We start from the raw sequence: 23,842 nt of genomic DNA on the forward strand, positions 1-23,842 counted from the left end.
CTAGATTGAAAAAGAAACTTCTTCTCGTTGAGGATGAAATTCGTATTCGTGAACTGGTATCTGATTATTTCTTACAGAATGATTGGGAAGTACTTGAAGCGGATAATGGAAGAGATGCATTGGTTTGGTTTGATTCACTGCTGCCGGATCTGCTGATTCTGGATATCATGATGCCTGCTATGAATGGCTTTGAAGTGTGCCGTGAAGTTCGTGAGAAATCAGCGGTACCCATCATTTTGTTAACCGCCAAGTCTACAGATGACGACAAAATCTATGGATTTGAATTAGGAGCCGATGATTATGTTACAAAACCATTTAGTCCAAAGGTGCTGGTAGCCCGGGCAAATGCACTCATGAAGCGGGTTGAAGGCACCCATCAGCCTGAATCTGGCATAATAAAATTTGGTTCCGCGATGTTTAATACCTTAGCTCATCGGTTGGAGGTAGAAGATGCGGAAGTGGAGCTTACCCCTAAGGAATATGATCTTTTATGGCTTTTAATACGAAATAAAGGGATTGTCATTTCAAGGGATACGATCCTCAGTCGGATCTGGGGAATTGAATTTGAAGGGGATTCCAGAGTTGTGGACAGTCATATTAAAAAGCTGCGAAGTAAATTGGGTTATGAATCACGTTTTATTCGTACGGTAATTGGCACAGGATACATGTTCGAGGAAGAGGCATGAGAAGACGGGGAATTACTTTTAAACTGTTTGTGATGACCGTTATCTTTTTCCTTTGCTTCTATGGCATGGTGATTCTAAGCCAATTGCTGTTGTTTGACAATTTCTATCAGAAGCAAAAAGAGCACCGCGTGGAGAAACACCTTAAGAGCTTTGCGGCAAGATATATAAGTGAGCCATGGGGAAGCACTCGAACCTCTCAGGAGCTTGTCCGGTTTATGCTGCGGAATAAAACACAAATGGTTATTTTGAAGCTGGATGGAAAGATGAATTCAGAAGATCCATTTCATATAAAGCTAATCGATGATGACGGGAAGAGTATGGTTGTTTCTTTATCCCTATTCATGAATCAGTACGGAGATTCACTAAGAGCAGCAAACATTAAAGTAGATGATCAGTTGAGCGTGGAAGGCGAACTTTTGGACGAAGACAGTGCTTCACCCGTTATACTCTACCCCATAAGTATTACAAAAAAAGGGGGCGGAACAATAGGGGAGACGGGAGAGACTGGGACGATTCATGCATCTGGTACTGTTGCCGAAGTTGTACTGCCTGATTTGAAAATATGGAATCCACGCCAGGGAATACTGTTTGAGGCTCTAGAGGAATGGTTTCCTTTGACATCGGCGCAGGCAGAAGACTTCAAAAATTTGAAAATACAGAAACAAGACTGGATTGCTCCCTGGAGTGGGAGTCGCAATTCTGTGGTTATTCTGCCCCTGAAGCAAAGTAACGGAGAAATTGAATTACTATTCACAGTCACTTCATTACAGGAAGTTAAGGATTCGAACGATGCGTTGCGTTGGTTCTTTTTATATCTGGGAATGGGTGGTTTTGTCCTGATTCTGGTGCTTTCTCTCTTTTTCTCGAAAATGGTAACGCGTCCGCTAATTAAATTAAATAAAATAGCCAAACGTATGGTTTCTCTGGATTTTACAGGGGACACATCGATTCGGCAGAAGGATGAGTTAGGCAGCCTTTCTAACAGCATGTTCACCTTATCACTAAGTCTGGATTCTGCTTTACGAGAGTTAAGAGAGGCCAATCAGCAGCTAGTTGAGGATATGGAGCAGAAACAAAGAATGGAGATCATGCAGCAGGACTTTTTTGCCAACGCCTCCCATGAATTGAAGACACCACTCAGTATTATCAAAGGTTTTGCTGAAGGCTTGGAAGATGGCGTTAGCGCCGGCAAGCAGGATCACTACATTAAGGTAATTATTGAGGAAGCCGATAAAATGGAGTTTCTTGTTAAAAATATGCTAGATCTAGCGCGGTTGGAGTCGGGCACGATTAAACTTCGGAAAACTTCCTTTATGTTAAGTGAACTGACGGAAAAGGTGACGGACAAGCTGGTCCACTTGCTGAGTGAAAAACATTTGGAAGTCATCATTATTCCTGCAAATGAATTATCGGTCTATGCGGATGTGAACTGGATCGAACAAGTTATGCTAAATTTTATGACCAATGCTATCAGGCATGCGGAAGAAAGAAGTTCTATCACCGTCAATATTGAGAGTCATGCCCAGACTATTGTATTCACTATTCAAAATATAGGAGAATCAATCCCTGAAGATCAGCTGGAGCAGATCTGGGAGCGGTTCTATCGGTTGGAGCCATCCCGCAGTCGAATGACAGGCGGTACGGGTCTGGGGCTTTCCATTGCGAAGCGAATACTAGATATGCACGCTTGTCTTTATACAGTGAAAAATACGGAGAACGGTGTCAGCTTTACTGTGACCTTTGTAGGTTAAATCGGATCAACAGAAATACTGCTATGAAAGGGGTGAGATTGTATGAAATTGAACTGGTTGCCTTCAACGTGCACACTAGGAAACTTGGGACTAGGATCACTGTCCTTGTATTTTACGATTCAAGAACGATATAGCCTAGCTTTATTAATGATTTTGCTCGCGGCAATATGCGATGTACTGGATGGATTACTGGCAAGAATATTGCAATGTACTAGTGAATTCGGTAAACAATTGGACTCATTGGCGGATATTATATCATTTGGTTTAGCGCCTACCTTCCTTATCTTGTTGTATAGGTTAGAAGATGCCCACTGGATTGGACCTGCAGCTGCAGTTTTCTTTTTGATCTGTGGCGCACTTCGTTTGGCCAGATTTAATCTGTCGGCGCCTTCCAAAGGGTTCGTGGGGATGCCGATTACTGCTGCTGGAGTCATTCTGTCGATGATTTCTTTACTAGATGAACGTATGAAACCAGGACTGGTCATCGGATTAATGGCATTGCTGTCCGTAATGATGATCAGCCGTATCCCATTTCCGTCCCTTAAAAAATCCTTCAACAGGAAGTGATACACCCATGCCTTGGATTATAGAGTTTATTTCACAGTACGGATATTTAGCCATATTTGGCCTTATGGCACTTGGGATTATCGGACTTCCTGTGCCTGATGAGGTGTTAATGCTGTTTGTAGGCTATTTATCCTCCGTTATGGTTTTGGATTTTTCACTTTCTGTATTGGTTTGTTTCATGGGATCCATCACAGGAATGCTTATCAGCTATACTATTGGTCTAAGGCTAGGGCAGCCTGTGGTAGCAAAATTCGGCAAGTGGGTTGGCCTTACACCCAAGCGTTTTGCCAGTATGAAAAGATGGTTTTTGCGGTTCGGAAACTGGGCGATTTTCATTGCTTATTTTATTCCAGGTCTGAGGCATGTATCGAGCTATATCTCTGGAATCAGTGCTATGTCTTTCAAAAAATATATACTTATAACGACTGCAGGAGCGCTAACCTGGTCACTCCTTTTTGTTTCTATCGGCTTTTTTGTGGGGGCTAAGTTTTCCTTTTTATAGCCATTGAAGTTTAACATTATTAATCGCAATTGAATGGAGCAAGATCAATGAATGTATTCAAGCGATTCTACGCGAATAGGACTACCAGACGCTTTTTTATTCTCGCACTTATCGGGTTGCTGCTGTACATGGTTCGTGGGATGCTTAATCTGGTGCTGCTGACGTTTCTGATTGCTTTTGTCATGAACAGCTTTCAGATTGTGCTCAGTAAACAAATTGGTAAATTCATGAAGGTTAACAGTAAGGTGATTATTGTCATTCTATACCTTGCTTTAATCGCATTGATTGTACTGGCCCTTGTAAAATATCTTCCTAAAGTATTGGAGCAGATTAAGCAATTGGCGATCTTCCTCACCAATCTCAAGTCAGAGGATCTTCCGCAGAACAAGATTACATTATATTTGTATGATATGCTCAGGGACCTTAACTATCAGTCCTATATCAAAAGAGGCATCGATTATGTGCTGCAGGTTAGCAACTGGGGTGCAACTTTCGTTCTATCAACCATTTTAAGCTTTGTGTTTATTCTGGAGAAGAACCGGGTCGTCAGTTTCACTTCTAGGATGAGAGAGAGCAGGATTGCCTGGTTTTATATAGATCTGGAGTATTTCAGCCGAAAATTCATCGTTTCCTTTGGGAAAGTAATAGAAGCGCAAATTCTCATTGCCATGTTCAATACCTGTCTTACTGTTATTGGCTTGTGGCTGCTTAACTTCCCGTATTTATTTGCCCTGGCGATTTTGATTTTTCTGCTCAGTCTCATTCCGGTGGTTGGTTTTTTGATTTCGCTCATTCCGCTTTTAATAATTGGTTACAACATCGGCGGTCTTATAACAGTTACTTATGTGCTGGCGATTATTGCGGTGTTGCATTTTATCGAAGGCTATTTCTTGAATCCTAAGCTGATGTCCACAAAAATGAATTTGCCGATGTTCCTCACCTTTAGCGTGTTGTTGTTCTCTGAGCATTATATAGGTGTCTGGGGACTTATTCTTGGTATTCCTATCTTTGTATTTATGTTGGATATCCTTGAGATTACCCACGAAGATTCGTTCAAAAGAGCGAACCCCTAAGCTGAATACTAAAAGACTCAAGTTATAAGCTGTTTCCGGTACTTTTCCGGAGACAGCTTATTTGTCGTGCACATTGCTCAAAAAAATTGCTAATGGGCTTTTTTTGTAAATAACGTTTTATATTGTGTCCTGCTGTCATAAGTTAGCTAAGGGAGTAATGTTCAGAGTCTTTAAAGAAGGAACAGGAACAAAGGAGGTACAAAAAAGATGGAATCACAGCTGCGGAGGTATACCCCCTTTAGGGGCCCGTTTGATCCTTGCCCACCGGTGCCGTTCAAGACGTATGTAGTTCCACCCAATCAATTTATCACCTTTCAGCCACCCGATTTGCCACAGTTTAGTTTGCAGGAGGCTCTGAAGTATGGAACGCTCTGGCCAGCACTATTTAGTCCGTATGAATCCAAGTGCAAAGGAGGAGGAAAATAGACTATGGAGGCAAATCCTTGCGACCAACGTTATTATGAATTGCTTGAACAGTTGCAGACCCTTGATTTTGCCTTAGTGGAGTTGAACTTATATCTAAATACGCATCCTGACGATCTGAGAAGTATTGAACAATTTAATCAGCTTACGCTGGAACGAACCAAGCTAGCGAATCATTTTCAGGAGTTATATGGTCCGCTGCAGAATTTTGGCCGCGCTTATTCTAAATGTCCATGGGAATGGAATCAACCCCCTTGGCCTTGGCAGGTGTAAGAGGAGTATAACCGTAAGGAACTATTTTTCTAGAGGAGGGAAGTTCCCGAATGTGGATATACGAAAAAAAACTGCAATATCCGGTACGGGTGGGTAAATGTGATGTCCGGATGGCGCGTTATTTGAGTGAGCAATACGGAGGAGCAGATGGCGAGCTCGCCGCTGCACTACGCTATATGAATCAAAGATACATGATTCCAGATAAAGTTATTGGCGTGTTGAACGATATTTCTACTGAGGAATTCGCTCACCTTGAGATGATTGCCACGATGATCTACAAGCTGACGAAGGATGCTTCGGTATGTGAATTAGAGGAAGCGGGATTAGGGCCACATTTTGTAGCGCATGATCATGCCCTGTTCTACACGGATGCTAGCGGAGTTCCATTCACCGCAGCCTATATTCAAGCTAAGGGTGACCCTTTGGCAGACCTTTATGAAGACATTGCGGCTGAGGAAAAAGCCCGGGCTACATACCAGTGGCTGATTGACATGACGGATGACGTGGACCTGCAGGATAGCCTCAAGTTCCTGCGGGAGCGGGAGATAGTGCATGCTCTACGGTTTAAGGAAGCGGTGCAGATTATTATTGATGATCGGAATCAGAAGCGGGTGTTCTAAGGATTTCTGTGAAAATAACATTTAAAGCCGTTCTCTTTTAAAAGAGAACGGCTTTTTTACGTTAGAAAATATGGAGCGGCCAACAATCCAGCCATGCATAAAGCCATTTTTCAAGCCTTGTTTGGTCATTTCAATGGTAATGGTGAAAGCAGTAAAGCTCTTGCAGCCATTGGAGATGAGACACGTTAATCCATCAACATTGCTTTGATTGAAGGTGAAAGTGATTGCGAAAAAGAAACAGATATAATCGAATATTTGAAAAAAATAGCCATGTCAGCTTCGGCTAACAAGGCTATTAATAATGTCACGAGTTCTGGATTCCATTATTTAATTGTTATCTTTATCGGTTTGTTTGATCAGTTCATAAGCGATATACCCCATCATTCCCAAGAACAACCCTGTGCCTGCAATAATGTAAACGATCGTAAATATTTTTCCGAGTGCTGTCTGGGGAACAAATGTTGGATGACCTAATGTACTAAGCGTTGCAACACAGAAATAAATAGCATCCAGGACAGACAAACCTTCCTGTTTGACATAAAAAATGGTTCCGGACAACAGCGTCATCAAAACTAATAAGAATAATACTTGAAAATTTTTACGTTTTAGCGCTTTCCATAAGCCCGAGAATAAACGTTTTAAAGTTAGTAAAAATGATAACATGCAGCTCCACCCTTCATTTATATTAGAGCATACATAACAAATTAACGTCAAATTTAAAATAGATTTGCAGGAAGAAACCGAGGAGGATGTGGGGAGCTTGAATTTCTAGCACTCAGAGCAGAAACTGGTCGCAATCCATTCAAAGCAAGTCTAAGCTATGTTATTATTACCTTATATTTTCCTATAAATAACAATATATAGAGTTTGGAGGTTTATGAATGAGAAGTAAGCGTAGCTTGATAATGCTGTTATTGTTTGCTTTGACGATTATACTTTCAGCCTGTAATGATAAAAAAACTGCAATATTATCCATGGATGAAATACAGGATCTAGCTCATCAAGGCGAGGCGTTGAAAACTACCATGTGCTGGTGGGTGGCGGAAGTGTTGATGCAGCTCCTCTGTATATAAATCTTGTCAAAAGAAACGGAGAAAAGATCGATATCCGTTATGATGACATCGATCATTTTATCCTCAATTAAATGAGGGGCATTTAGGTCTATGGTTGGCGGGAATGGTGCGGAGAAATGTAGATCCAGAACAACGCGCCAAAAATGTAACTCCGTCGGAGCTGAATGAGATTGTGAAGGTAGTTATTTTGAGCAGTCTGAACGGGAAACAACTTATACATAAGCTGCAAAATCTGCCGATTGTGATCTACCAGCATGGACAAGAAGATATTATGGATATAAGTCCCCAAGGCGTAAACAAATGGACAGGACTAAAAAATTTAGGCATAGAACCGCAGCAATTTATTGCTTTTGGTAACGATGCTAATGATATAGAAATGTTCAGACATTCCGCACACTCGGTTTGTGTTGGCGATCATATAACCTTGGGAGAAGTTGCAACGGAAAAGGTTAGTAGCGGTGAAGAGCAGATTGTTAGAACAATAATGGAGCTGGCGGGAGGGCTGCGATAATTGTTGGGATGGTGATCACCAGCTCAGAGGTCATTGTTGCGGACTGTATAGTCGCTATTTCAGGATTTAGCTTCATTAGGCGGAGTGTTCGGACTCAGGAGGCGTTATCAAGTCAGAAGACAGCGGTTTTTGCACAAAAACAACTCAATAACGACTCTGGGGTCCGAAAAACCTCGTTTCTGCCTATTTCGAAGCCAATAAGGTCATTTGAGTCCGATGGTGGGAGGTTGGTCGCTATTTGCAACAAAACAACCTGCCATGAAATCAGCAGGTTGTTGCTTGGAAGAACAGAAATAAGTGCAATAACTATTCTAGATAAGTTCTTGGCGGCGATTTAAATAACGATATAAAACACAACCGGATATCGCGCATATAGCTGCACATAGACCGATAAAACCATACCCAGCTTGAAGTCCACGTAGCAAGCCAGTTTGTGTTTCTGCTCCGTAAAGCCTCTTCACACCTTCGATAACTGCACCTATAGCATAGTTGCCAACCACGCTACCGACTCCCATTAGTGTAACTGTAAAGGTAATGGCAGTGTCACTGCCATGCGGATACCTTTTTGCGATAAACGCCATGACGGTCGGATAAATCATAGCGATACCTATGCCTGCTGCTGCAAATAGAAACGCGAGCTGTTCCCCACCCAAAATAGCAGCAAACGTACATAAGGCAGAGAAGGCTGAAAAGATGATAAGCGATAGATTGAAACCAATCTTATCTGTAACCGGCCCCAGCAGGAGCCTTGCTAGCGAGAAGCAGAGAAAAAAGGTGGACAACATACCAGAAGCTGTAACTGTATCCCACAAGTATGCTTTTTCTAGGAAATTCACTAGCCATCCACCTACTGCAAGTTCTGACACTACACCGAAAGAAAGAATAAGCACCATCAACCATAAAGCGGGATCGCGGACCAGCGTTTTTAATGGGATCCGGTCCTCTTGTGGAAGATCGTCACCCGGAAATGTACTGCGCAAGGCAGATAGAATAGGCAGTAAAGATAAGCTTAGCATAATCAAATACATTCCGCGCCAGTCGAGTGGATGGCCAAATATACTTACCGACATGAGTCCTGTTGCCAGCAGTGGAGCTAAGGTTGAACTAAATCCGTAGAAAAAATGGGATAAGTTCATCATCGTCCCGGTATTTTTTACGAAGATGCGTGCTCCCAAAATGGCAAGACCAATCTCCAGCATTCCGTTTCCGATGTACATCAGGAAATAAGAAGCTGAGAAAAAGGGGTAGCTGTGGGAGATATAGATTAACACTCCTGAAAATATCATGGATGCAAAAGCAATGATACTGACAGCCTTGATCCCCCACTTCCGAACCAATACAGCTGTAAAGGAGCAGGCGATCAAATAACCTAATGCATTTAGGGATAAAAGGGTGCCAAGCTGTTTTTCGTCCAGATTAAAGTCGAATTGGATTCGCGGAATGGCGGGTCCTTTAATATTTTCCGATATGCCAAACACTATAAATCCTAAAAAGATGGTCGCCAATTGCATGGCATAAATCTTGTTAAATCCCCCGAAGCGCTTTTTCAAATTAAGATCCTCCCAGAACGGGTTACTTTATTGCTCAATGTCTCTGTAATACTCTTCTTTAAGTTTTTCCCAGTGTTGCTTATCGTCTTCGGTGATTGCTCTTAATACCTTGCATGGGTTACCCACCGCAATTACATTGTCAGGGATATCCTTAGTTACGACTGAACCTGCACCGATGATTACATTGTTGCCGATTTTTACCCCAGGATTAATTACCGCGTTTCCACCAACCCACACATTGTTTCCAATGGTAATCGGTGTACCGAATTCAAGCATACTAATACGCACGTCCGCATCTATGGGGTGACCAGCAGTATATACGCCTACTCTAGGTCCAAAGAGAACATTGTTACCAATCGTTACTTTAGCTACATCAAGGATAATGCAGTCAAAATTAGCGTAGAAGTTATTACCAACGGTAATATTACTGCCGTAATCACAACGGAAGGGAGGTTCAACATATAATGATTCTCCTGTAGACTCAAATAATTGCTTGAGTAGTTCTACTCTATATTCACCTTGTTCTTCCGTCGTATTGTTAAATAAACGAGTGAGCATTCTGGATCTTTTGTTATCCTTTGCTAATTCTTCACCGCCTGCCATATATAGCTTTCCTGCGATCATGTTTTCTTTGTTTGTTGCCATTCGTAGTTCCTCCTGAAGTGTATGTTAGTTTTATGTTTTTAACGGCGCTTCTCAACCAACTGCAATGAGTAGGTTAAGCTTTCCAGTGTGATCGCAATTAATCCGTTCATGTAATGATCATCAGGTTGATCCAGCACAATTAAGTGAGGCATATGCTCCTCTGGAATCACTTCCAGACAACGTTGATAAATCGGCCGCACATTCTCTTGTTTGACTTGTTCTCCTGTGAGAGCTATGGTCTCTGGATTAATAATTGCAATCAGGGACGATATAGTGTGAGCCGCCAAAGGGATGAAGGTATCCGTGTGGTCCAAGCTACTCAATTGCTGTTCACGCGAGATTCCAAACGGTAAAAAAGAGACTTCACCAGCAAATCTAGTATTACCTTTGTGGATATGCCCGTCGATCATCATCCCGGCGCCTGGAAAAGCTCCTTTGATAAAGGTCACCACGACAATGGTTTTATCCTCTTCATAATCCTGCTGTTTATAGAACCCGTAAACGGTCAGATTCATATCATTTTCAATCGTGACTTCAAGCTCGTATTTTTCTCTGAGCAGTGATTCTAAGGGAGCATTAATTAACTCTTTAATGTCACAGATATTAATGACACCTTGGTGAGCAAGGCCGGGAATTCCAATCCCGACTGCCTTGATGTTGTTATATTGTTGGATAAGCGTATCCAGCAGATGGTCGATGGCTGCAGCATCTATGTACTCTAATTCCATCCATCCATGATCCACACGATCACCAACTGAATTGGTCACCGCATAGGTTATGGATTTCTGGCCATCCTCAATTTTGGCATAGATACATGCAATATAGGAAAAATCAGCGTTATAGATAAATCGTCTGGCCGGTCGACCTCCATTTGATGCCTCCAGTTCAGTCTCAATGACTTCACCAGTCTCCAGAAGTTCATTCAGGATATTTCCGCAGGTAGCAATACTTAATCCGGTGGCACTTGCAATCGTGGATTTGGTTCCTTCTTTCATCGATTTCAAGGCCTGCTTGATAAGCTCCTGATTTATCTTTTTAACACGAATAGAATTGTTTGCGATTTGGTTTATTTTATTCACCTCTAGACTTTTAAAAATAGTTATTAAAAGTATTATCAATACTATAACTTGGCTCTATATAATTGTCTAGCAATCGACAGTTTTTTATTATGGATTTTTTTGAAATGACATGTGGCTTTTAATCAACCTGCGGTGTCTAATTAAATGTAAGGTCAAGAGGAGGTTCTTACAATGTCTGGAGCTCATGACAAATCCACTGTTTATCCGGATGCACAGGGAGACAAGCAAAGCTTTGAAATCACTTATAATCAATATCGCGAAAGAATCCATAAATATCTTTTGTTGAAAGTAAACTCGGGTAGCGCGGAAGACTTAACGCAACAGGTTTTCTTAAAGGCCATGGAAAAAAATCATACATTTAAAGGCAATTCGAGCTTATTCACTTGGATCTTCAAAATCGCACAGAATATTGTGGAAAATGAATATCGGGGCTTTTATTTCATTACGCTTTTTTATAGACTGCACCTTGTTAGAGATCTCTGAGATTGTTGGAATGCGAGAAAGTGCGGTAAAGAACCGATTGTACCGTGCATTAGAGAAATTAAGAAGTGAACTAAAAGAGCTGTTGGTGAAGTAGACGCTCCTAATTGGTTCATGGGCACTTTTGAGGGAAACAAATTGAAAATTGTTTCTCCTTTGAATCCAGGGTCAGAGCATAAGTATGAAACTATTCTTAAATCCACGCTGCACTTGTTTACAATGTGGTTAATCAGTGACATTAATCCACTTGCTCCTAAATGGCTGTGTCAAGGGATTGCAGGATACGAAGTAAAACAAATGCCTGATGAGTTCATTAAAAATTCGACTTCAGAGCAAATTCATAATCTTGTTATTCCTACTTTTCAATAATTAAATTCCGAGGGCTGGGATTTCGAAACGATCCGAACTAGAGTTGCATGAACAATTTGTTGTATATTTAAAAAATAGATAGTTAGATTTCTATTCAAGGGAACCCAGAAGCCATCTGGATGACTTCTGGGCCCTGAATATTTCGATGGAATGCCTAATATGATTAGCGGGTTTAAATCAGAATGTTAGCTTTAATTGGCATCCGCTTGTATAACAAAAGCATATCTATATTCTTTTTCTCCCCAGCTTGCCGTTATGCTAAAACCTCTATAGTCTTTTTTGTTCTCTTCGTAAAACGAACTCAATGAAGAAGCCATATGCTTTTCGATCGTAAAGGAATATTTACCGTCTTCTTTTGTAATTGGAACTTCTAGTGTTTCTCTGGATGAAAATTGATAAGCTCCACTCTTATTTAGTACGCTATCTTTGAGCGATACATTATCTGGCTCAGAATCTCCAAAGTCTAGAGTAATGATTTCTCCATTTTTTAAATATTGAATATTCTTTACTGCATCCTGCTCAAAGGCGAATTCAAATCCACTTGCTTCAGCGTTTGAGGATAAGTCACTCTTCGCGTTAGCTAATTTAGTGTTAGATAATGTTGTACTTTTAATTTCTTGATCTCCTGCGCTTATCTTAAGATCTCCTATATTACTCTCTGCACATCCACTTATACCTATTAAAGAAACTATTAAAAGAATAGACAGCATCATTTTTTTCATCGAACAATAATCCACCTTTTCCGAAGAGTTTCACAAAAAGACCACTTGTAATGAGTGTACACTATGGAAATTAATAGAATCAATGTTATATAATTCACTAAGATACAAGCTGATAATGTTCACTCATAATTTGAACCGGGGACATAATCTAGGGAAAATTTATATTCGGCCAGCCAGAACCTTCTGGTTGGTCTTTTTAATGTGATGCGTCTACTTTGTAGGCGATTTCGTTATATTTAGTAGATTGGTAGATTGGAGGGGAATTAAATCGGAGAGGACAAATGGGTCACAGAAGCGCAGCAGGGCAATGAGGCAGCGGTGGAATTATTAATTCGGTATACCTATAGCGATATTTATCGATTCATCAGATGGAAAATACATAATGACGAATTAGCCTGGGATCTTGCACAGACGGTGTATGAAAAAGCATGGGCCAAGCTTGGCAGCTATCAAAATAAACAGGGGAGTTTTCGAGCTTGGTTGATGGCGATCGCGCAAAATGTCTGCATTGACTATTTTCGCAGCAAAAGTGCTCGGCAAGCAGAGTTGAATCAAAGCTTATCTGACGAAATCACAGTCGAAGGAGACTTTCTTGAAGGAATATTACTTCGTGAAGAGGTTAAGCAGGTATACGCCGCGATTTGCTCACTGCCAGAGGAACAGAGGGATGCGCTCTTGTTAAGGTATAAATATGAATTTACGTTTACAGAAATAGCTGCCGTAACTCATGAACCTGAATCAACTGTGAAGTCAAGGGTAAGTCGATCACTGATAAAATTACGCGATTTACTAAGGTATTCCAAGCAAGAGGATATATCCCAACCCCTAAAGAAAGGAGCAGGGAAATGAGGGTTAAACGTAACCATCAAGATTACCTCAATCTAAATTTACAGGATGAGATGACAGCAGAGTCTGTAGAGGAGATCGTGAATTCCATCAAGTGCATTCCTGAACCGCCACTCCTTGACGGTTTTGCAGAAGAAGCCATGAGCAGGTGGAGAAGATCCAAGCGGGCTTTACCTGCGCCAGTCCCACCAGTTCCTCTATTTGTACGGGAACAGATGAGGATTCTTTTTTCACAGGGATGGTGGAGAGAAGTTGTGCTTGGTGTGATCTTGTTTGTAGTAGGATATTTGGTTCTGAGTGTTACGGAGATTGTTAGCCCTATGTTTATTCTGTCCATCGTGGGTTGTATTCCTTTACTGGTGGTCGTCTCTCATACGGCTCGGAATACGCTCTGTGGAATGGGAGAACTCGCACGTAGTTTTAGAATCCCGTTGCATCGGTATGTGCAAGCTCGGTTCCTTATGGCAGGGCTGATCTCACTAATGATTAACTTTAGTGTTACTGCTATGGTAACCCCTTTAGGGGGAAAGGAGTTTATGCTGCGTATGACCTTGCTATGGTGCATCCCAATCCTAATGAATGCGGCGGTAGCGTCAGTATTATCTACGCTGATACGTAATTTTAGACAATTAACGACCGTACTCTTCAGTTTGCCTCTCTTTTGGATGATTTTATTTTCCGGAGAATTTGCAGTGAGCTGGACGACGTCGGTTGAGTTATTTTGGTTAATGGGATTGGGTGTTCTGTCGGCAGTGTTATTTGTCTTAGCCATGAGGTTTCAATCCAGAGTATTGAGCAAGGGAGGGTTTCTGATTGGAGCTTAAACTATGTAATATCGTACATGATTTCGGCAAAAAGCGAATTTTGAATACTATTAACCTTTCTATGTCACCTGGTGTGTATGGTCTTCTAGGACCTAACGGAACAGGAAAAACGACATTGATGCGTATTGTCGCAGATGTTCTGTATCCGACTCGTGGAAATGTACTTTTAGATGGACAAAACAAGGATGACATGGGGGATCAGTACCGGGCTCAGATTGGTTATTTACCACAGGAACTGGGGATGTACAATCATTTTTCAGCTCGTGATTTCTTGTATTATGTTGCTGCCCTAAAGGGGTTGACCAAGAAGGAGGCGAGTGATCGTATAGAGGTTCTGGCTCAAACGGTTAATCTATCCGGTGAAATGGATAAAAAATGCGGAAAGTACTCCGGCGGGATGAAGCGTAGACTCGGTATCGCACAAGCATTGCTTAATAATCCGAGCATCCTCATATTGGATGAGCCCACAGTAGGACTTGATCCCTCGGAACGCGTAAGATTTCGAAATTTAATTTCTGAAATATCAAATGAGCGCATCGTTATTTTGTCTACTCATATCGTTTCTGATGTTGATCATATAGCTAAACAGGTGCTACTGATGGGGCGAGGAGAGTTACTTCGTCAAGGAACAATTAAGGAGTTGACCGATGAATTGCAAGGAGAGGTTTGGGAGGTTCATATCCCTGCACGGTTGCTGGCTCAAATCGAAGAGAAGGGAACTGTAGTGAATGTGCAGCAGTCAGATACTGGACTAGTGGTTCGGATAGTCAGCAAGGATTCGCCAGTTGAGAATGCGGTGATGGTGAATCCTTCATTAGAAGATGTATATATGCATTATTTTCGGAGGGGATGATACACATGAACCGTCTGGTGATGTTTGAATTACGTAAAATTATGATTCCCAGAGTCTGGATTTCTATAGCTGGAAGTATAGCATTAGCCATTTTTTGTTTTGTTAGTTTCTACCCATCCGGTTCGGATAGTCTATTGGTTGTAAACAAGGAAAAGCCTGAAGCTATTGCCGCTCATCTAGGAACGATTCAACCAGATTTAGCTTTGAAATACGCACCTAGACTCAAAGAAGAATATGCTGAAGACAGCGCTTGGCCCAAAGAGGAGAAGATGAAACGAATTCTGGAGCAACACTATGCTGGTACAGCTTATATGGTAGATCAATTCAACAGAAATTTAACAGAGCTGAGAGAGCAGAAGGTTTTATTAGAGAAGCAAGAACCAGGATCTTATGCACTAAGAGATGTTACTAAAAAGCTCTCCATGCTGGAGGAGGGAAAACCACGGGGGTTTTATGTAACGGAGGACTGGGACTTATTACATATATTTTTTTCAAGCTCGCCTGGCGTCGGCGATCTTCTGATCGGTCTTATTCTAGTATTTGCGCTGGCACCCTTGTTCTCTGGTGAGGAAAACTATAGAATGGATGCACTTATTCTATCTAGTAGATACGGAAGGTTGAAGATTGTTTCGGCAAAACTATTAGCTGGATTTATAGTTACGTTTAGCTGGGTTACTCTTTTTTACGGAATTTGCACATTGCTGGCCTGTTTACCGTTCGGCTTCGTGGGCTGGAATGCCCCGCTGAATAGTTACTTTTATTTTGATGAGACTCCATATGCCTTAACCCAGCTGCAGGGATTTGCCCTGAAATATGCTGTAACCTTGCTGGCTGCATGTGGTCTATTGTTATTGACGGCGCTGATATCCGCTTTGTGTCGGAGTAGCTTAAGCAGTCTTGGACTGGCAGCATTCGTAGTTATTCTTCCCCTTTTCTCTTTGCCTGGAATGTTGGGCAAAATAATCTCTTTTTTACCGTCAGGTGTAATGGTTAGCAGATCCTTAATCGAAAAATATGTATCCTATAACATTTTTGGCATCCCTATATTACATCTACCCTTGTCAATTCTTTCGGTGATAATCATAGGTATACTTGCTATAATGCTTATCCCCAAAGCTTTCGAACGTCGATTAAAGGTCTAAGTAGTAGGTAGGTTAAGATCGTTCCCGCTATGAAGGGGAGCGATCTTTTTTGGCTTTTCTTGTGAAAAAGGAGAGCAGTATATTTACGAATCAGACTTTTTACCCGATAGTTAAGATAAAGGGTTAATCACGATAAACCTGACAAAGAGAGCAGGAACCCCTTACCGATAAGAACGAAAGGGATTATTAAATTGAAGATAATGAAGCTATTGGTACTAGGTCTTATCTCGGGGACAATTGTGACATGCGGCAACGTGAGTTATAGAGTTCATGCTGAAACGACAACGTACGAGAATACAGGGACATATGAAGAAGTGGAAGAGGACGGTGAGGAGGATCCGGCATCTTCACTGTTCACTGACATTCAAGGTCACTGGTCCGAGCCTTGGGTGCGCTGGGCGTTGGGCAACCAATTGATGGTTGGTTATGATGATGGGAGCTTTCGACCGGATCAGTCGATTACGGAAGCAGAATTTTTGAAATTATTTTATCTTTCTTTCGGCTATCCAAAGGCTACTAGCATAGGCGAAGAATGGACAGCAGCACCGTATAGAATGGCTAAGTGGTGGAATCATCCAGTTACTGGACTACAATATCCAGTGGCAAGATCGACTCCAATCACCAGAATGGCCGCCGCAAGGTTAGTTGTATCTGGTCTAGGGATGAATTACAACGACACGGATTCCGTCGTTTATTTGCTGGGTAACTCTCTACTTCCACTTCCCGGGGAGCCAACTTTAGTCGGTTTTAAAGGAAATCTCCCGCTTACAAGAGCAGAGGCTATACAATGGATGAGAATGCTCAAGCTTAAGGGAATATATACTGTAAATTCTCGTCCAGAAGAACGATCGGATCGGAGTCTATTACCGTCATTACCGGAACAGGGTACAGGTTTGAAGGACTTTATAGCGGCTCCGGTAACTGATAGTGATTTCGGAATAGCGGATAGTGGACGTAATCTTTTTATTGATTTTGGGAGTTCAAGAATGTTAGTAGAGGAACATTACGGGGATTCAACAGGTCAAGATGTATTCAATAATGAAATGTATAAAGAAGTATCTGTACATTATGATACCGAAGGTCGGCTGAACGCTTGGAAAATAGACACAGATAATGAGCGCACTGATCCAATCCACATAGGTACATTGAACAATATTCGACCTGGGGTAAGTACTTTGGAAGATGTGCTAAAGGCATACGGTACATACGTTGCAGTGGATAACGAATACGGGATTATAGTGAGCTACTGGTTTGAGAACAAGGGTGGAGTGTATGAGCCCCGATTGTCACCTTTCGAAATGGATAATATGGAGGGTGGGTTCTATATAGGCTTCATTATTGACAAACAATCTCTGAAAGTTCAAACCATACTCATATCTACAGCTCAGCAGGCAATGAATCCTACGGATATATAGGAATTGTACTGGAACCTTATTCTTTCTTTAAAATGTGACGGCATGTCTTTCTGAGGCAGCCGTCTTTTGTTTTATAATTTTTTTCACCTCATAAGCTAACATTCCGAGAACTTTATCGTTATACATACGAAGGGAGGTGCAGGATGAAGCCCGGGCAGCTACATCAGATACTTCAACCTAAAATGTTAGAAATTCAAAAATACTTGATTCGTCTCGGGGCACCTGCAGCCGACGCTGAAGATATCGTACAGGATACGGTGTATAAGGCTCTTTTGTATATTGATTCCATTGATGAGAACAAATTCAGTGCATGGTTATATAAAGTAGCGATCAATCGCTACTATGATCTGTGCCGCCGACGCAAGCGGATAGTCATTCCTATTGACTATGTAGATGTGCCGGATATGGAATTGCCAGAGGATCATGTGCTGTTAAAAGAGAAACGGGAAGACATCGAAAGAGTGTTGGATGAGCTTCTACCGCTCCATAAACAACTCATTATTATGAAATATGAGCTGGAGCTGTCCTATCAGGAGATAGCTGAGCTTCTGGGAATTACGACAGATACAGTGAAATCGGCATTGTTTCGTGCCCGCAAGCAATTTCAAAAAAAGTATAGAGGTGAAGCGGAATGACAGCTCCATGGGAACAAAAGGATGATCAGAACCTTTCAAAAGTAATTAAGAAGGCAAAACGAAAAACAATGATTCGAAACACAATCATTTCTCTAGTGGTGACGGTTATAGTACTATTCGGTGGGATGCTGGGTAACGCCCATCTGACAAGCTGGTTGGCGATGCGTGGTCTGGATGAAGAGAGGATCATGATGAAGATTAGCAGTCCTAACCTTCAGGAGTTGAGAACTGAACTTGATTTAGGGTTTCTATCGGGTAAAGTTGAACTGAGCACTTACAAAGTTGTTGAGGGTGTGCCCATCGTATGGGATACTAAAAAACTGTATTTCGATATGGGCAGCCGGTTTTCTCTGCTTAATAGGGGATACTCTAGTATAAATGTTCCTGACCCGGTAATGACACAGCAAAATTATGAATACTACCGAGGATATAACAGTCAAAATGGTCAGCGGGAAATGATGTTTTATGTGCCTGGAGTGAATTATAACGAAAAAGTGCTGAATGACCTGCCTGCACTCGAACAAATGGAACCTGTTAAGCTCGTAGAAATGGCAGTTTCTTTTGATAAAAGCTACACTCAGGCAGAGGTAGAGAAGATGCTGCCGGCGGGTTTGACACAGACTTGGTATTGGGTAGATACGTATGACAATAAAAAGAACCTTGAGTTTATTAGGAATGACAGCAGCCCGAATAAATATGCCTTACCGGAATCTGCTAGACAAGTATATGGCTACGGTGGGGAATGGGAAGGGTTATTTAAGCCGAAACCAGAGGATTTTTTACAATCCTTAACCTATGGGCTTCAGATGAAGGGCAAGCATTACGGAGAGTTTGAGCGAATCTCGAATTACTTGAAAAAGGATAAAGCGGCGCCGGACGCCAGTGATGTACAGCTATTGGGAGTTGTCGTTACTGGAACTGCGAAAGAGCTGCAAAGCCTCAAAGGAAAACCCTATGTAAATACGGCAGTTCTCGGCGCGATTGTGGATAAATATTAGATCAATATAGTAAAAATGTTGGAGGGGTTGTTCTACAGGTGGATTTTCTACGAAAGAAGACAGCCTCTGCTGACCTCAAGCGGCAATTTGTCTATGACGTGATCACAGAAATCGCTGGTATCTCCGGTTGTTTTCAGTTAACCAAATACGCATTCCGACTCTATAATTAGGGAATTTCTCCCTATAATTCTTAGATATTTGGTCATCTAACTTATAATTAGGGAAAACCTCCCTGTAATTTACCTGATTTGGTGAAAAAGAAAGGAATCAACCCGATTTTTAGGGAGAAATTCCCTCATTATGCTCTTTTTTAGCGAATATCAGCTATTTTTAGGGAGTTTTTCCCTAATTACACTAAAGCGCACATCACACATCGCACACCGCGGCGCATCACACACAGCACACAGCACACCGCACACCGCACACAGCACACCGCACACCGCACACCGCACATATCCCATGGGTTAAAGTAAGAATCCATTGTATAGCCAATTTATAAAAAAGAAGCTACCCTATAAGTAGAATTCTCTACTTTTTGGACAGCTTCTTTTTTCATCAGTCACAATCTGCTCAAGCTAAGTCCATTTCGCGGACCACAGCTTCATTTCCTTCAAAATTTGATGTAAATCCTCACCTTTGGGAGTAAGCGAATATTCTACCGTAACAGGAACAGTTGGAAATACGTGACGTTCAAGCACACCATGCTCCTCCAGATGGCGCAACGTAGTGGTCAGTGCGCGGGGAGACACATTAGTGATTTTTCGTTGCAGTGCCCCAAAACGCTGCGTGCCGTCGAATAGCTCTCTGAGGACAAGAAAGGCCCATTTTCCACCTAATACTTCAAGTGTTTTTTCAACATTACATTCAATAGTAACAGGGGTTTTGGGGATATAATTATTAGTAGATTTAGCTGTCTTCAAGGTATCTCCTCCTGTTTGTGAAGCTACTATACTTTAGTATAGTAACTACACTAGAGATCATATAATAAACTAATTTTCACTTCTTTCTATTATATACAAACTATTCTAGAATGAATATGAGTGCTAAGCAACCTGCCAAAATCAAACACGGAACTATGGAGAGGAGCAGTTATTATGAAATATCGCAGATTAGGTGGAACCGGTTTAAAAGTCAGTGAGATTAGTTTGGGAAGCTGGCTGACATACGGAGGCTATGTGGAAAGAGATAATGCTGTTAATGCCATTGAAACCGCTTACGACTTAGGCGTGAATTTTTTTGATACTGCAAATGTTTATGAAAAAGGTGCTGCCGAGAAAGTACTAGGTGAGACTTTACGTAACTACTCTCGTGAGTCCTATGTATTAGCTACTAAAGTATACGGGGAAATGGGCTCGGGACCTAACGACCGTGGACTATCCCGCAAACATATTACGGAACAGTGTCATGCTAGCTTGAAACGTCTCGGAGTAGAATACGTGGATATTATGTATTGCCACCGTTTTGATCCGGAAACTCCAATTGAAGAAACCTTACGTGCGCTGGATGATCTGGTTCGGCAAGGCAAGGTATATTATGTCGGTGTTAGTGAGTGGACGGCGGCGCAAATGACCGATGCGTTAGCTGTAGCAGACCGCTATTTGCTAGATCATATTGTTGTTAATCAGCCGATTTATAATATGTTTAACCGTTATATTGAGAAAGAAATTATTCCGCTTGGCGAGCGCCGTGGGATTGGACAGGTGGTATTTTCTCCGCTGGCTCAAGGGCTGTTAACTGGAAAGTATAACACGGACATCCCTGAGGATAGCCGTGCTGCTAAGCTGGATCGATTAAAAGATTCGATTACAGAAGAAAAGATTGAAAAAGTCCGCCAATTGAGTGGGATCGCCACGGAACTGAATATTTCTGTTGGGAATTTGGCTTTGGCTTGGATTTTGCGTCAACCTAATGTAGCTAGTGCACTGGTGGGTGCCAGCCGTCCGCAGCAGGTCGAAGAGAATGTTAAGGCTTCGGGTTTTGAGCTTTCGGAAGAGATTTTGAAGCAGATTGAGGAGATTCTGGAGTAGTTGTTAGCTTCATAAAAAAGGAGACACGCTCATGGCGAAAGTAGTTGTTACAGGCGGCAGTGGGATGTTGGGCAGATGGGTGGTCCGGCATTTTGTAGAGCAAGGGTATGAGGTTGTGAATGTAGATACGCAAAAATCCGCAGATTCTTTGTGCCCAACGATGATTGCTGATTTGAATAATTTGGGTGAAGTATATGGTGTACTTGCAGGCGCTGATGCAGTTGTACATTTGGCTGCGATCCCAGCTGCAAATATAAAGACGAGTGAGGTCACCTTTCAAAATAATGTAGTATCTACCTATAACATTTTGGAGGCTGCAGCGGGTCTCGGGATTCGAAAAGCAGTGATTGCTTCCAGTGAATCCTCTTACGGAATCTGTTTTGCGGTTAATCCTTTGGGGCCGAAGTATGTGCCTATGGATGAGGAGCATCCACAGTTGCCTGAAGACAGCTACGGTCTGTCTAAGGTTGTGAATGAGCAAACCGCTGAGATGTTCTATCGCAGAAAGGGTATACAGGTCGTTTCCCTAAGAATCGGAAATGTTATTGATCCATCGGCGTATGAACGTTTCCCTTCCTTCATTCATGATCCAGCGCAGCGCGATCGGATTCTATGGAGTTATATTGATACACGGGATGTAGCAACAGCTTGCCAATTGGCAATCGAAACGGATGGATTGGGCGCGGTTGCTCTTAATATATGTGCAGATGAGACCAGCATGGCTGTTCCTAGCAGAGAGCTAATGGCCGCACGTTATCCAGAGGTGACGGATTTCCGCCAGCCGCTGGAGGGTCACGAGTCGCTACTCAGTAATGAGAAGGCCAAAAAGCTGCTGAATTGGCAGCCGAAGCACGTATGGCGAGATTATGTTAACCAGTAAATAACGAGCCGGATTCACTATAAGGAGCGTGCAAAATGAAGGTCTTATTTATTGGAGGTACGGGATTAATTAGTCAGGCTGTATCCCCGTTGGCTGTAGCTCAAGGAATCGAGCTGTATTTGTTCAACAGAGGACAGCGGGATGAATTCGTTCCAGAAGGTGCAAAAGTAATTAAAGGAGACATTCGTAATCCGGCAGAAGCCGCATTAGTATTACGAGATTACGAATTTGACGTAGTGGTAGACTGGATTGCTTTTACACCGGAACATGTGCAGGCAGACATTGACCTGTTCACTGGTAAAACGAAGCAGTACATTTTCATCAGCTCAGCCTCTGCTTATCAGAAGCCGCAGCGTAATTATGTAATTACAGAAAAGACACCGCTGGAGAATCCATATTGGGAGTATTCGAGGAATAAAATTGCGTGTGAGCAGCTGTTGATGGAAGCTTACAAGGCGAACGGATTCCCGGTTACGATTGTTCGTCCTTCCCATACCTATGGAAATACAGCCATCCCTGCGGCACTTACGAGTGGCCAGCATCCTTGGTCACTGATCGATCGTATCCGCCGCGGCTTACCTTTAGTCATACATGGAGATGGAACCTCTTTGTGGACACTGACGCATAATTCGGATTTTGCCAAAGGTTTTGTTGGATTGCTTGGACATCCGGAAGCGATAGGGGAGGCCATTCATATTACTTCCGACGAGGTATTGAATTGGAATCAGATCTATGCGGCCATCGGACAAGCGGCAGGTGTGGAACCTAAAGTGGTGCATATCTCCACAGACTTTATCACAGCCTTTTCCCCTCCAGGGACAGCGGATGGCTTGATCGGTGATCAAGCGGTAAGCAGTGTTTTTGATAATAGCAAAATCAAACGTTTCGTGCCTGACTTCCAGGCTACTGTGCCTTTCTCCAAAGGGATCAAGCAGTCGGTTGCTTGGTTCGAGGCACATCCTGAGCAATGTACAGTCGATGCGGAATGGTCTGCGTTACTTGATAAGATGGTCGAGAGACATGGAATTGAGTCCAAACCTCTTTCATTCTACGCATAAGGTTTATACTATACAGTTATATTTAAAGACGGTCTGTTCCTAAGGGAGCAGCCGTTTTTTTGGGTTTGTCTCGTTCAATGTAAGGTTATGGAATGAATCAGCAAATCATGAATATACTCTCACTACCTAAAATTCCGTTGAAAAAGGAGTCCTGGCCATGCCAACCCATCCCTTTGTCTCGCGTTTTTTCGTAAATTCAGATGCACGTCGTGAGAAGTTAATTTATGATCTGCCGGAATCATGGTGGAGCCGTCCCTTTGAATATGAGTGGTGTATTAACTTTATTTCTCCGCATGGTGTTGTACTGGATGCAGCCTGTGGGATTCCTCATCCCTTGAAGTTTTATTTGGCAGGGGTTTGTGCAGAGGTCTATGCCTGCGATATGGACAGTAGGGTTATTTACCCAAAAGCTATCCAAGAATGTATTGAAAATGAGATTGGGGAAAAAGCGGCAAAGCAGGTTATCGCTAGAAGAACAAACAACCTGCATTTCGCTCAAGCTAATCTGACGGATCTGCCTTATGAGGATGAGAGCTTTGACACTGTCTTTTGCATATCAGTATTAGAGCATTTGAGCTTTGAGGATACAGTGGGTACTTTACGGGAATTTCACCGGACGTTGAACGAAGAAGGATTATTGGTATTGACATTTGATTACCCGACGGTAAATCTGAGTCTTATGAATGACCTGCTGCTGCAAACTGGATTTCAGTATTGGGGAGAGACAGATTTTGAGTTGCCTGCGGATGCTGTGCATACGGATGCGTGGGGCGGATTAAATTGCTTCAGAGCCGTTCTGAAAAAAGCAAAGGAATAACAGGTCTTTCTACTCTTAATTTA

Annotated in this window: 31 protein-coding genes; 25 read left to right on the forward strand and 6 right to left on the reverse strand. The window is 42.2% G+C overall.

Going from position 1 to position 23,842, the window contains the following annotated elements; all coding sequences use genetic code 11:
- Window positions 1-5: 5 nt before the first annotated feature.
- From NYE35_RS09025 to NYE35_RS09060, 8 genes are all read left to right on the forward strand, one after another.
- The gene (locus tag NYE35_RS09025; RefSeq protein ID WP_076100020.1) at window positions 6-686 is read left to right on the forward strand and encodes a response regulator transcription factor; all 681 of its coding nucleotides are present in this window, start codon (window positions 6-8) and stop codon (window positions 684-686) included.
- A complete protein-coding gene (locus tag NYE35_RS09030) occupies window positions 683-2,437 on the forward strand; it encodes a sensor histidine kinase (protein ID WP_076274897.1) in 1,755 nt (584 codons plus the stop codon). The genes NYE35_RS09025 and NYE35_RS09030 overlap by 4 nt, the downstream gene beginning before the upstream one ends.
- A gap of 42 nt (window positions 2,438-2,479) precedes the next feature.
- A complete protein-coding gene (pssA, locus tag NYE35_RS09035) occupies window positions 2,480-3,004 on the forward strand; it encodes a CDP-diacylglycerol--serine O-phosphatidyltransferase (protein WP_036684073.1) in 525 nt (174 codons plus the stop codon).
- Between the two features lie 7 nt (window positions 3,005-3,011).
- Window positions 3,012-3,506 (forward strand): DedA family protein, encoded by a 495-nt coding sequence (locus NYE35_RS09040; protein ID WP_076100017.1) that lies wholly within the window; start codon window positions 3,012-3,014, stop codon window positions 3,504-3,506.
- A gap of 47 nt (window positions 3,507-3,553) precedes the next feature.
- Entirely contained in the window at window positions 3,554-4,579 is a 1,026-nt protein-coding gene (locus NYE35_RS09045) for an AI-2E family transporter (RefSeq protein WP_341120709.1), read from the forward strand.
- Between the two features lie 207 nt (window positions 4,580-4,786).
- A complete protein-coding gene (locus NYE35_RS09050; RefSeq protein WP_036684070.1) occupies window positions 4,787-5,005 on the forward strand; it encodes a spore coat associated protein CotJA in 219 nt (72 codons plus the stop codon).
- Between the two features lie 3 nt (window positions 5,006-5,008).
- On the forward strand, window positions 5,009-5,275 hold the full coding sequence (locus NYE35_RS09055) for a spore coat protein CotJB (protein ID WP_036684069.1): 267 nt from the start codon (window positions 5,009-5,011) through the stop codon (window positions 5,273-5,275).
- 50 nt (window positions 5,276-5,325) lie between these two features.
- Window positions 5,326-5,895: a manganese catalase family protein gene (locus NYE35_RS09060; RefSeq protein WP_341120712.1), complete on the forward strand. Its 570-nt coding sequence runs from the start codon at window positions 5,326-5,328 to the stop codon at window positions 5,893-5,895.
- A 327-nt stretch (window positions 5,896-6,222) separates the two neighbouring features.
- Here the strand turns inward: NYE35_RS09060 and NYE35_RS09065 are convergent, their stop codons facing one another.
- On the reverse strand, window positions 6,223-6,558 hold the full coding sequence (locus tag NYE35_RS09065; RefSeq protein ID WP_036684066.1) for a potassium channel family protein: 336 nt from the start codon (window positions 6,556-6,558) through the stop codon (window positions 6,223-6,225).
- A gap of 218 nt (window positions 6,559-6,776) precedes the next feature.
- On the opposite strand from NYE35_RS09065, the gene NYE35_RS09070 reads away from it, so the two are divergent.
- Window positions 6,777-6,968: a hypothetical protein gene (locus tag NYE35_RS09070; RefSeq protein WP_036684064.1), complete on the forward strand. Its 192-nt coding sequence runs from the start codon at window positions 6,777-6,779 to the stop codon at window positions 6,966-6,968.
- 103 nt (window positions 6,969-7,071) lie between these two features.
- Window positions 7,072-7,479, forward strand: a complete 408-nt coding sequence (locus NYE35_RS09075) for an HAD family hydrolase (protein ID WP_341120714.1) — start codon at window positions 7,072-7,074, stop codon at window positions 7,477-7,479.
- 311 nt (window positions 7,480-7,790) lie between these two features.
- On the opposite strand, the gene NYE35_RS09080 is transcribed toward NYE35_RS09075, so the two are convergent.
- From NYE35_RS09080 to NYE35_RS09090, 3 genes are all read right to left on the reverse strand, one after another.
- Window positions 7,791-8,990 carry an MFS transporter gene (locus NYE35_RS09080; protein WP_051491322.1) on the reverse strand — a complete coding sequence of 400 codons (1,200 nt, stop codon included), beginning with the start codon at window positions 8,988-8,990 and terminating at the stop codon, window positions 7,791-7,793.
- A gap of 66 nt (window positions 8,991-9,056) precedes the next feature.
- Window positions 9,057-9,674 (reverse strand): sugar O-acetyltransferase, encoded by a 618-nt coding sequence (locus NYE35_RS09085; protein WP_038569607.1) that lies wholly within the window; start codon window positions 9,672-9,674, stop codon window positions 9,057-9,059.
- Window positions 9,675-9,712: 38 nt separating this feature from the next.
- Window positions 9,713-10,621, reverse strand: coding sequence for an ROK family protein (locus NYE35_RS09090; protein ID WP_051491321.1), 909 nt, complete (start codon window positions 10,619-10,621; stop codon window positions 9,713-9,715).
- Between the two features lie 303 nt (window positions 10,622-10,924).
- On the opposite strand from NYE35_RS09090, the gene NYE35_RS09095 reads away from it, so the two are divergent.
- From NYE35_RS09095 to NYE35_RS09105, 3 genes are read left to right on the forward strand one after another with little or no spacing between them, the layout of a single operon-like run.
- Window positions 10,925-11,236: an RNA polymerase sigma factor gene (locus tag NYE35_RS09095; RefSeq protein ID WP_052096902.1), complete on the forward strand. Its 312-nt coding sequence runs from the start codon at window positions 10,925-10,927 to the stop codon at window positions 11,234-11,236.
- On the forward strand, window positions 11,172-11,330 hold the full coding sequence (locus tag NYE35_RS09100; protein WP_244886447.1) for an RNA polymerase sigma factor: 159 nt from the start codon (window positions 11,172-11,174) through the stop codon (window positions 11,328-11,330). The genes NYE35_RS09095 and NYE35_RS09100 overlap by 65 nt, the downstream gene beginning before the upstream one ends.
- Window positions 11,331-11,371: 41 nt before the next feature.
- Window positions 11,372-11,602: a hypothetical protein gene (locus NYE35_RS09105; protein ID WP_341120716.1), complete on the forward strand. Its 231-nt coding sequence runs from the start codon at window positions 11,372-11,374 to the stop codon at window positions 11,600-11,602.
- 191 nt (window positions 11,603-11,793) lie between these two features.
- On the opposite strand, the gene NYE35_RS09110 is transcribed toward NYE35_RS09105, so the two are convergent.
- On the reverse strand, window positions 11,794-12,324 hold the full coding sequence (locus NYE35_RS09110; protein ID WP_341042571.1) for a hypothetical protein: 531 nt from the start codon (window positions 12,322-12,324) through the stop codon (window positions 11,794-11,796).
- 318 nt (window positions 12,325-12,642) lie between these two features.
- On the opposite strand from NYE35_RS09110, the gene NYE35_RS09115 reads away from it, so the two are divergent.
- The 8 genes from NYE35_RS09115 to NYE35_RS09150 all read left to right on the forward strand — a co-directional run bounded on the left by NYE35_RS09115 (window position 12,643) and on the right by NYE35_RS09150 (window position 19,207).
- On the forward strand, window positions 12,643-13,173 hold the full coding sequence (locus NYE35_RS09115; RefSeq protein ID WP_051491311.1) for an RNA polymerase sigma factor: 531 nt from the start codon (window positions 12,643-12,645) through the stop codon (window positions 13,171-13,173).
- Window positions 13,170-13,994 (forward strand): hypothetical protein, encoded by an 825-nt coding sequence (locus tag NYE35_RS09120; protein WP_038569608.1) that lies wholly within the window; start codon window positions 13,170-13,172, stop codon window positions 13,992-13,994. The genes NYE35_RS09115 and NYE35_RS09120 overlap by 4 nt, the downstream gene beginning before the upstream one ends.
- Window positions 13,984-14,847, forward strand: a complete 864-nt coding sequence (locus NYE35_RS09125; protein ID WP_076214345.1) for an ABC transporter ATP-binding protein — start codon at window positions 13,984-13,986, stop codon at window positions 14,845-14,847. The genes NYE35_RS09120 and NYE35_RS09125 overlap by 11 nt, the downstream gene beginning before the upstream one ends.
- 5 nt (window positions 14,848-14,852) lie before the next feature.
- Complete coding sequence (locus NYE35_RS09130; RefSeq protein ID WP_036684057.1) at window positions 14,853-15,989, forward strand: ABC transporter permease subunit; 1,137 nt, start codon at window positions 14,853-14,855, stop codon at window positions 15,987-15,989.
- Window positions 15,990-16,189: 200 nt separating this feature from the next.
- On the forward strand, window positions 16,190-17,404 hold the full coding sequence (locus NYE35_RS09135; protein WP_341122443.1) for an S-layer homology domain-containing protein: 1,215 nt from the start codon (window positions 16,190-16,192) through the stop codon (window positions 17,402-17,404).
- A gap of 143 nt (window positions 17,405-17,547) precedes the next feature.
- Window positions 17,548-18,039 (forward strand): RNA polymerase sigma factor, encoded by a 492-nt coding sequence (locus tag NYE35_RS09140; RefSeq protein WP_036684055.1) that lies wholly within the window; start codon window positions 17,548-17,550, stop codon window positions 18,037-18,039.
- Window positions 18,036-19,037 (forward strand): anti sigma factor C-terminal domain-containing protein, encoded by a 1,002-nt coding sequence (locus NYE35_RS09145; protein WP_341120721.1) that lies wholly within the window; start codon window positions 18,036-18,038, stop codon window positions 19,035-19,037. The genes NYE35_RS09140 and NYE35_RS09145 overlap by 4 nt, the downstream gene beginning before the upstream one ends.
- Before the next feature lie 38 nt (window positions 19,038-19,075).
- Window positions 19,076-19,207, forward strand: coding sequence for a hypothetical protein (locus NYE35_RS09150; RefSeq protein WP_254924624.1), 132 nt, complete (start codon window positions 19,076-19,078; stop codon window positions 19,205-19,207).
- Window positions 19,208-19,612: 405 nt separating this feature from the next.
- Here NYE35_RS09150 and NYE35_RS09155 read toward each other — a convergent pair whose 3' ends face one another.
- On the reverse strand, window positions 19,613-19,957 hold the full coding sequence (locus NYE35_RS09155) for a winged helix-turn-helix transcriptional regulator (protein WP_036684053.1): 345 nt from the start codon (window positions 19,955-19,957) through the stop codon (window positions 19,613-19,615).
- 174 nt (window positions 19,958-20,131) lie between these two features.
- On the opposite strand from NYE35_RS09155, the gene NYE35_RS09160 reads away from it, so the two are divergent.
- The 4 genes from NYE35_RS09160 to NYE35_RS09175 all read left to right on the forward strand — a co-directional run bounded on the left by NYE35_RS09160 (window position 20,132) and on the right by NYE35_RS09175 (window position 23,819).
- On the forward strand, window positions 20,132-21,064 hold the full coding sequence (locus tag NYE35_RS09160; protein WP_341120723.1) for an aldo/keto reductase family protein: 933 nt from the start codon (window positions 20,132-20,134) through the stop codon (window positions 21,062-21,064).
- A 31-nt stretch (window positions 21,065-21,095) separates the two neighbouring features.
- Window positions 21,096-21,944, forward strand: a complete 849-nt coding sequence (locus NYE35_RS09165) for an NAD-dependent epimerase/dehydratase family protein (RefSeq protein WP_036684049.1) — start codon at window positions 21,096-21,098, stop codon at window positions 21,942-21,944.
- 35 nt (window positions 21,945-21,979) lie between these two features.
- Window positions 21,980-23,002, forward strand: coding sequence for an SDR family oxidoreductase (locus NYE35_RS09170; protein ID WP_076274886.1), 1,023 nt, complete (start codon window positions 21,980-21,982; stop codon window positions 23,000-23,002).
- 157 nt (window positions 23,003-23,159) lie between these two features.
- Entirely contained in the window at window positions 23,160-23,819 is a 660-nt protein-coding gene (locus tag NYE35_RS09175; RefSeq protein ID WP_076124835.1) for a class I SAM-dependent methyltransferase, read from the forward strand.
- Window positions 23,820-23,842: the final 23 nt, after the last annotated feature.

It is taken from the genome of Paenibacillus sp. FSL L8-0494 (assembly GCF_038003695.1).
GTDB classification, from domain to species: domain Bacteria; phylum Bacillota; class Bacilli; order Paenibacillales; family Paenibacillaceae; genus Paenibacillus_AQ; species Paenibacillus_AQ odorifer.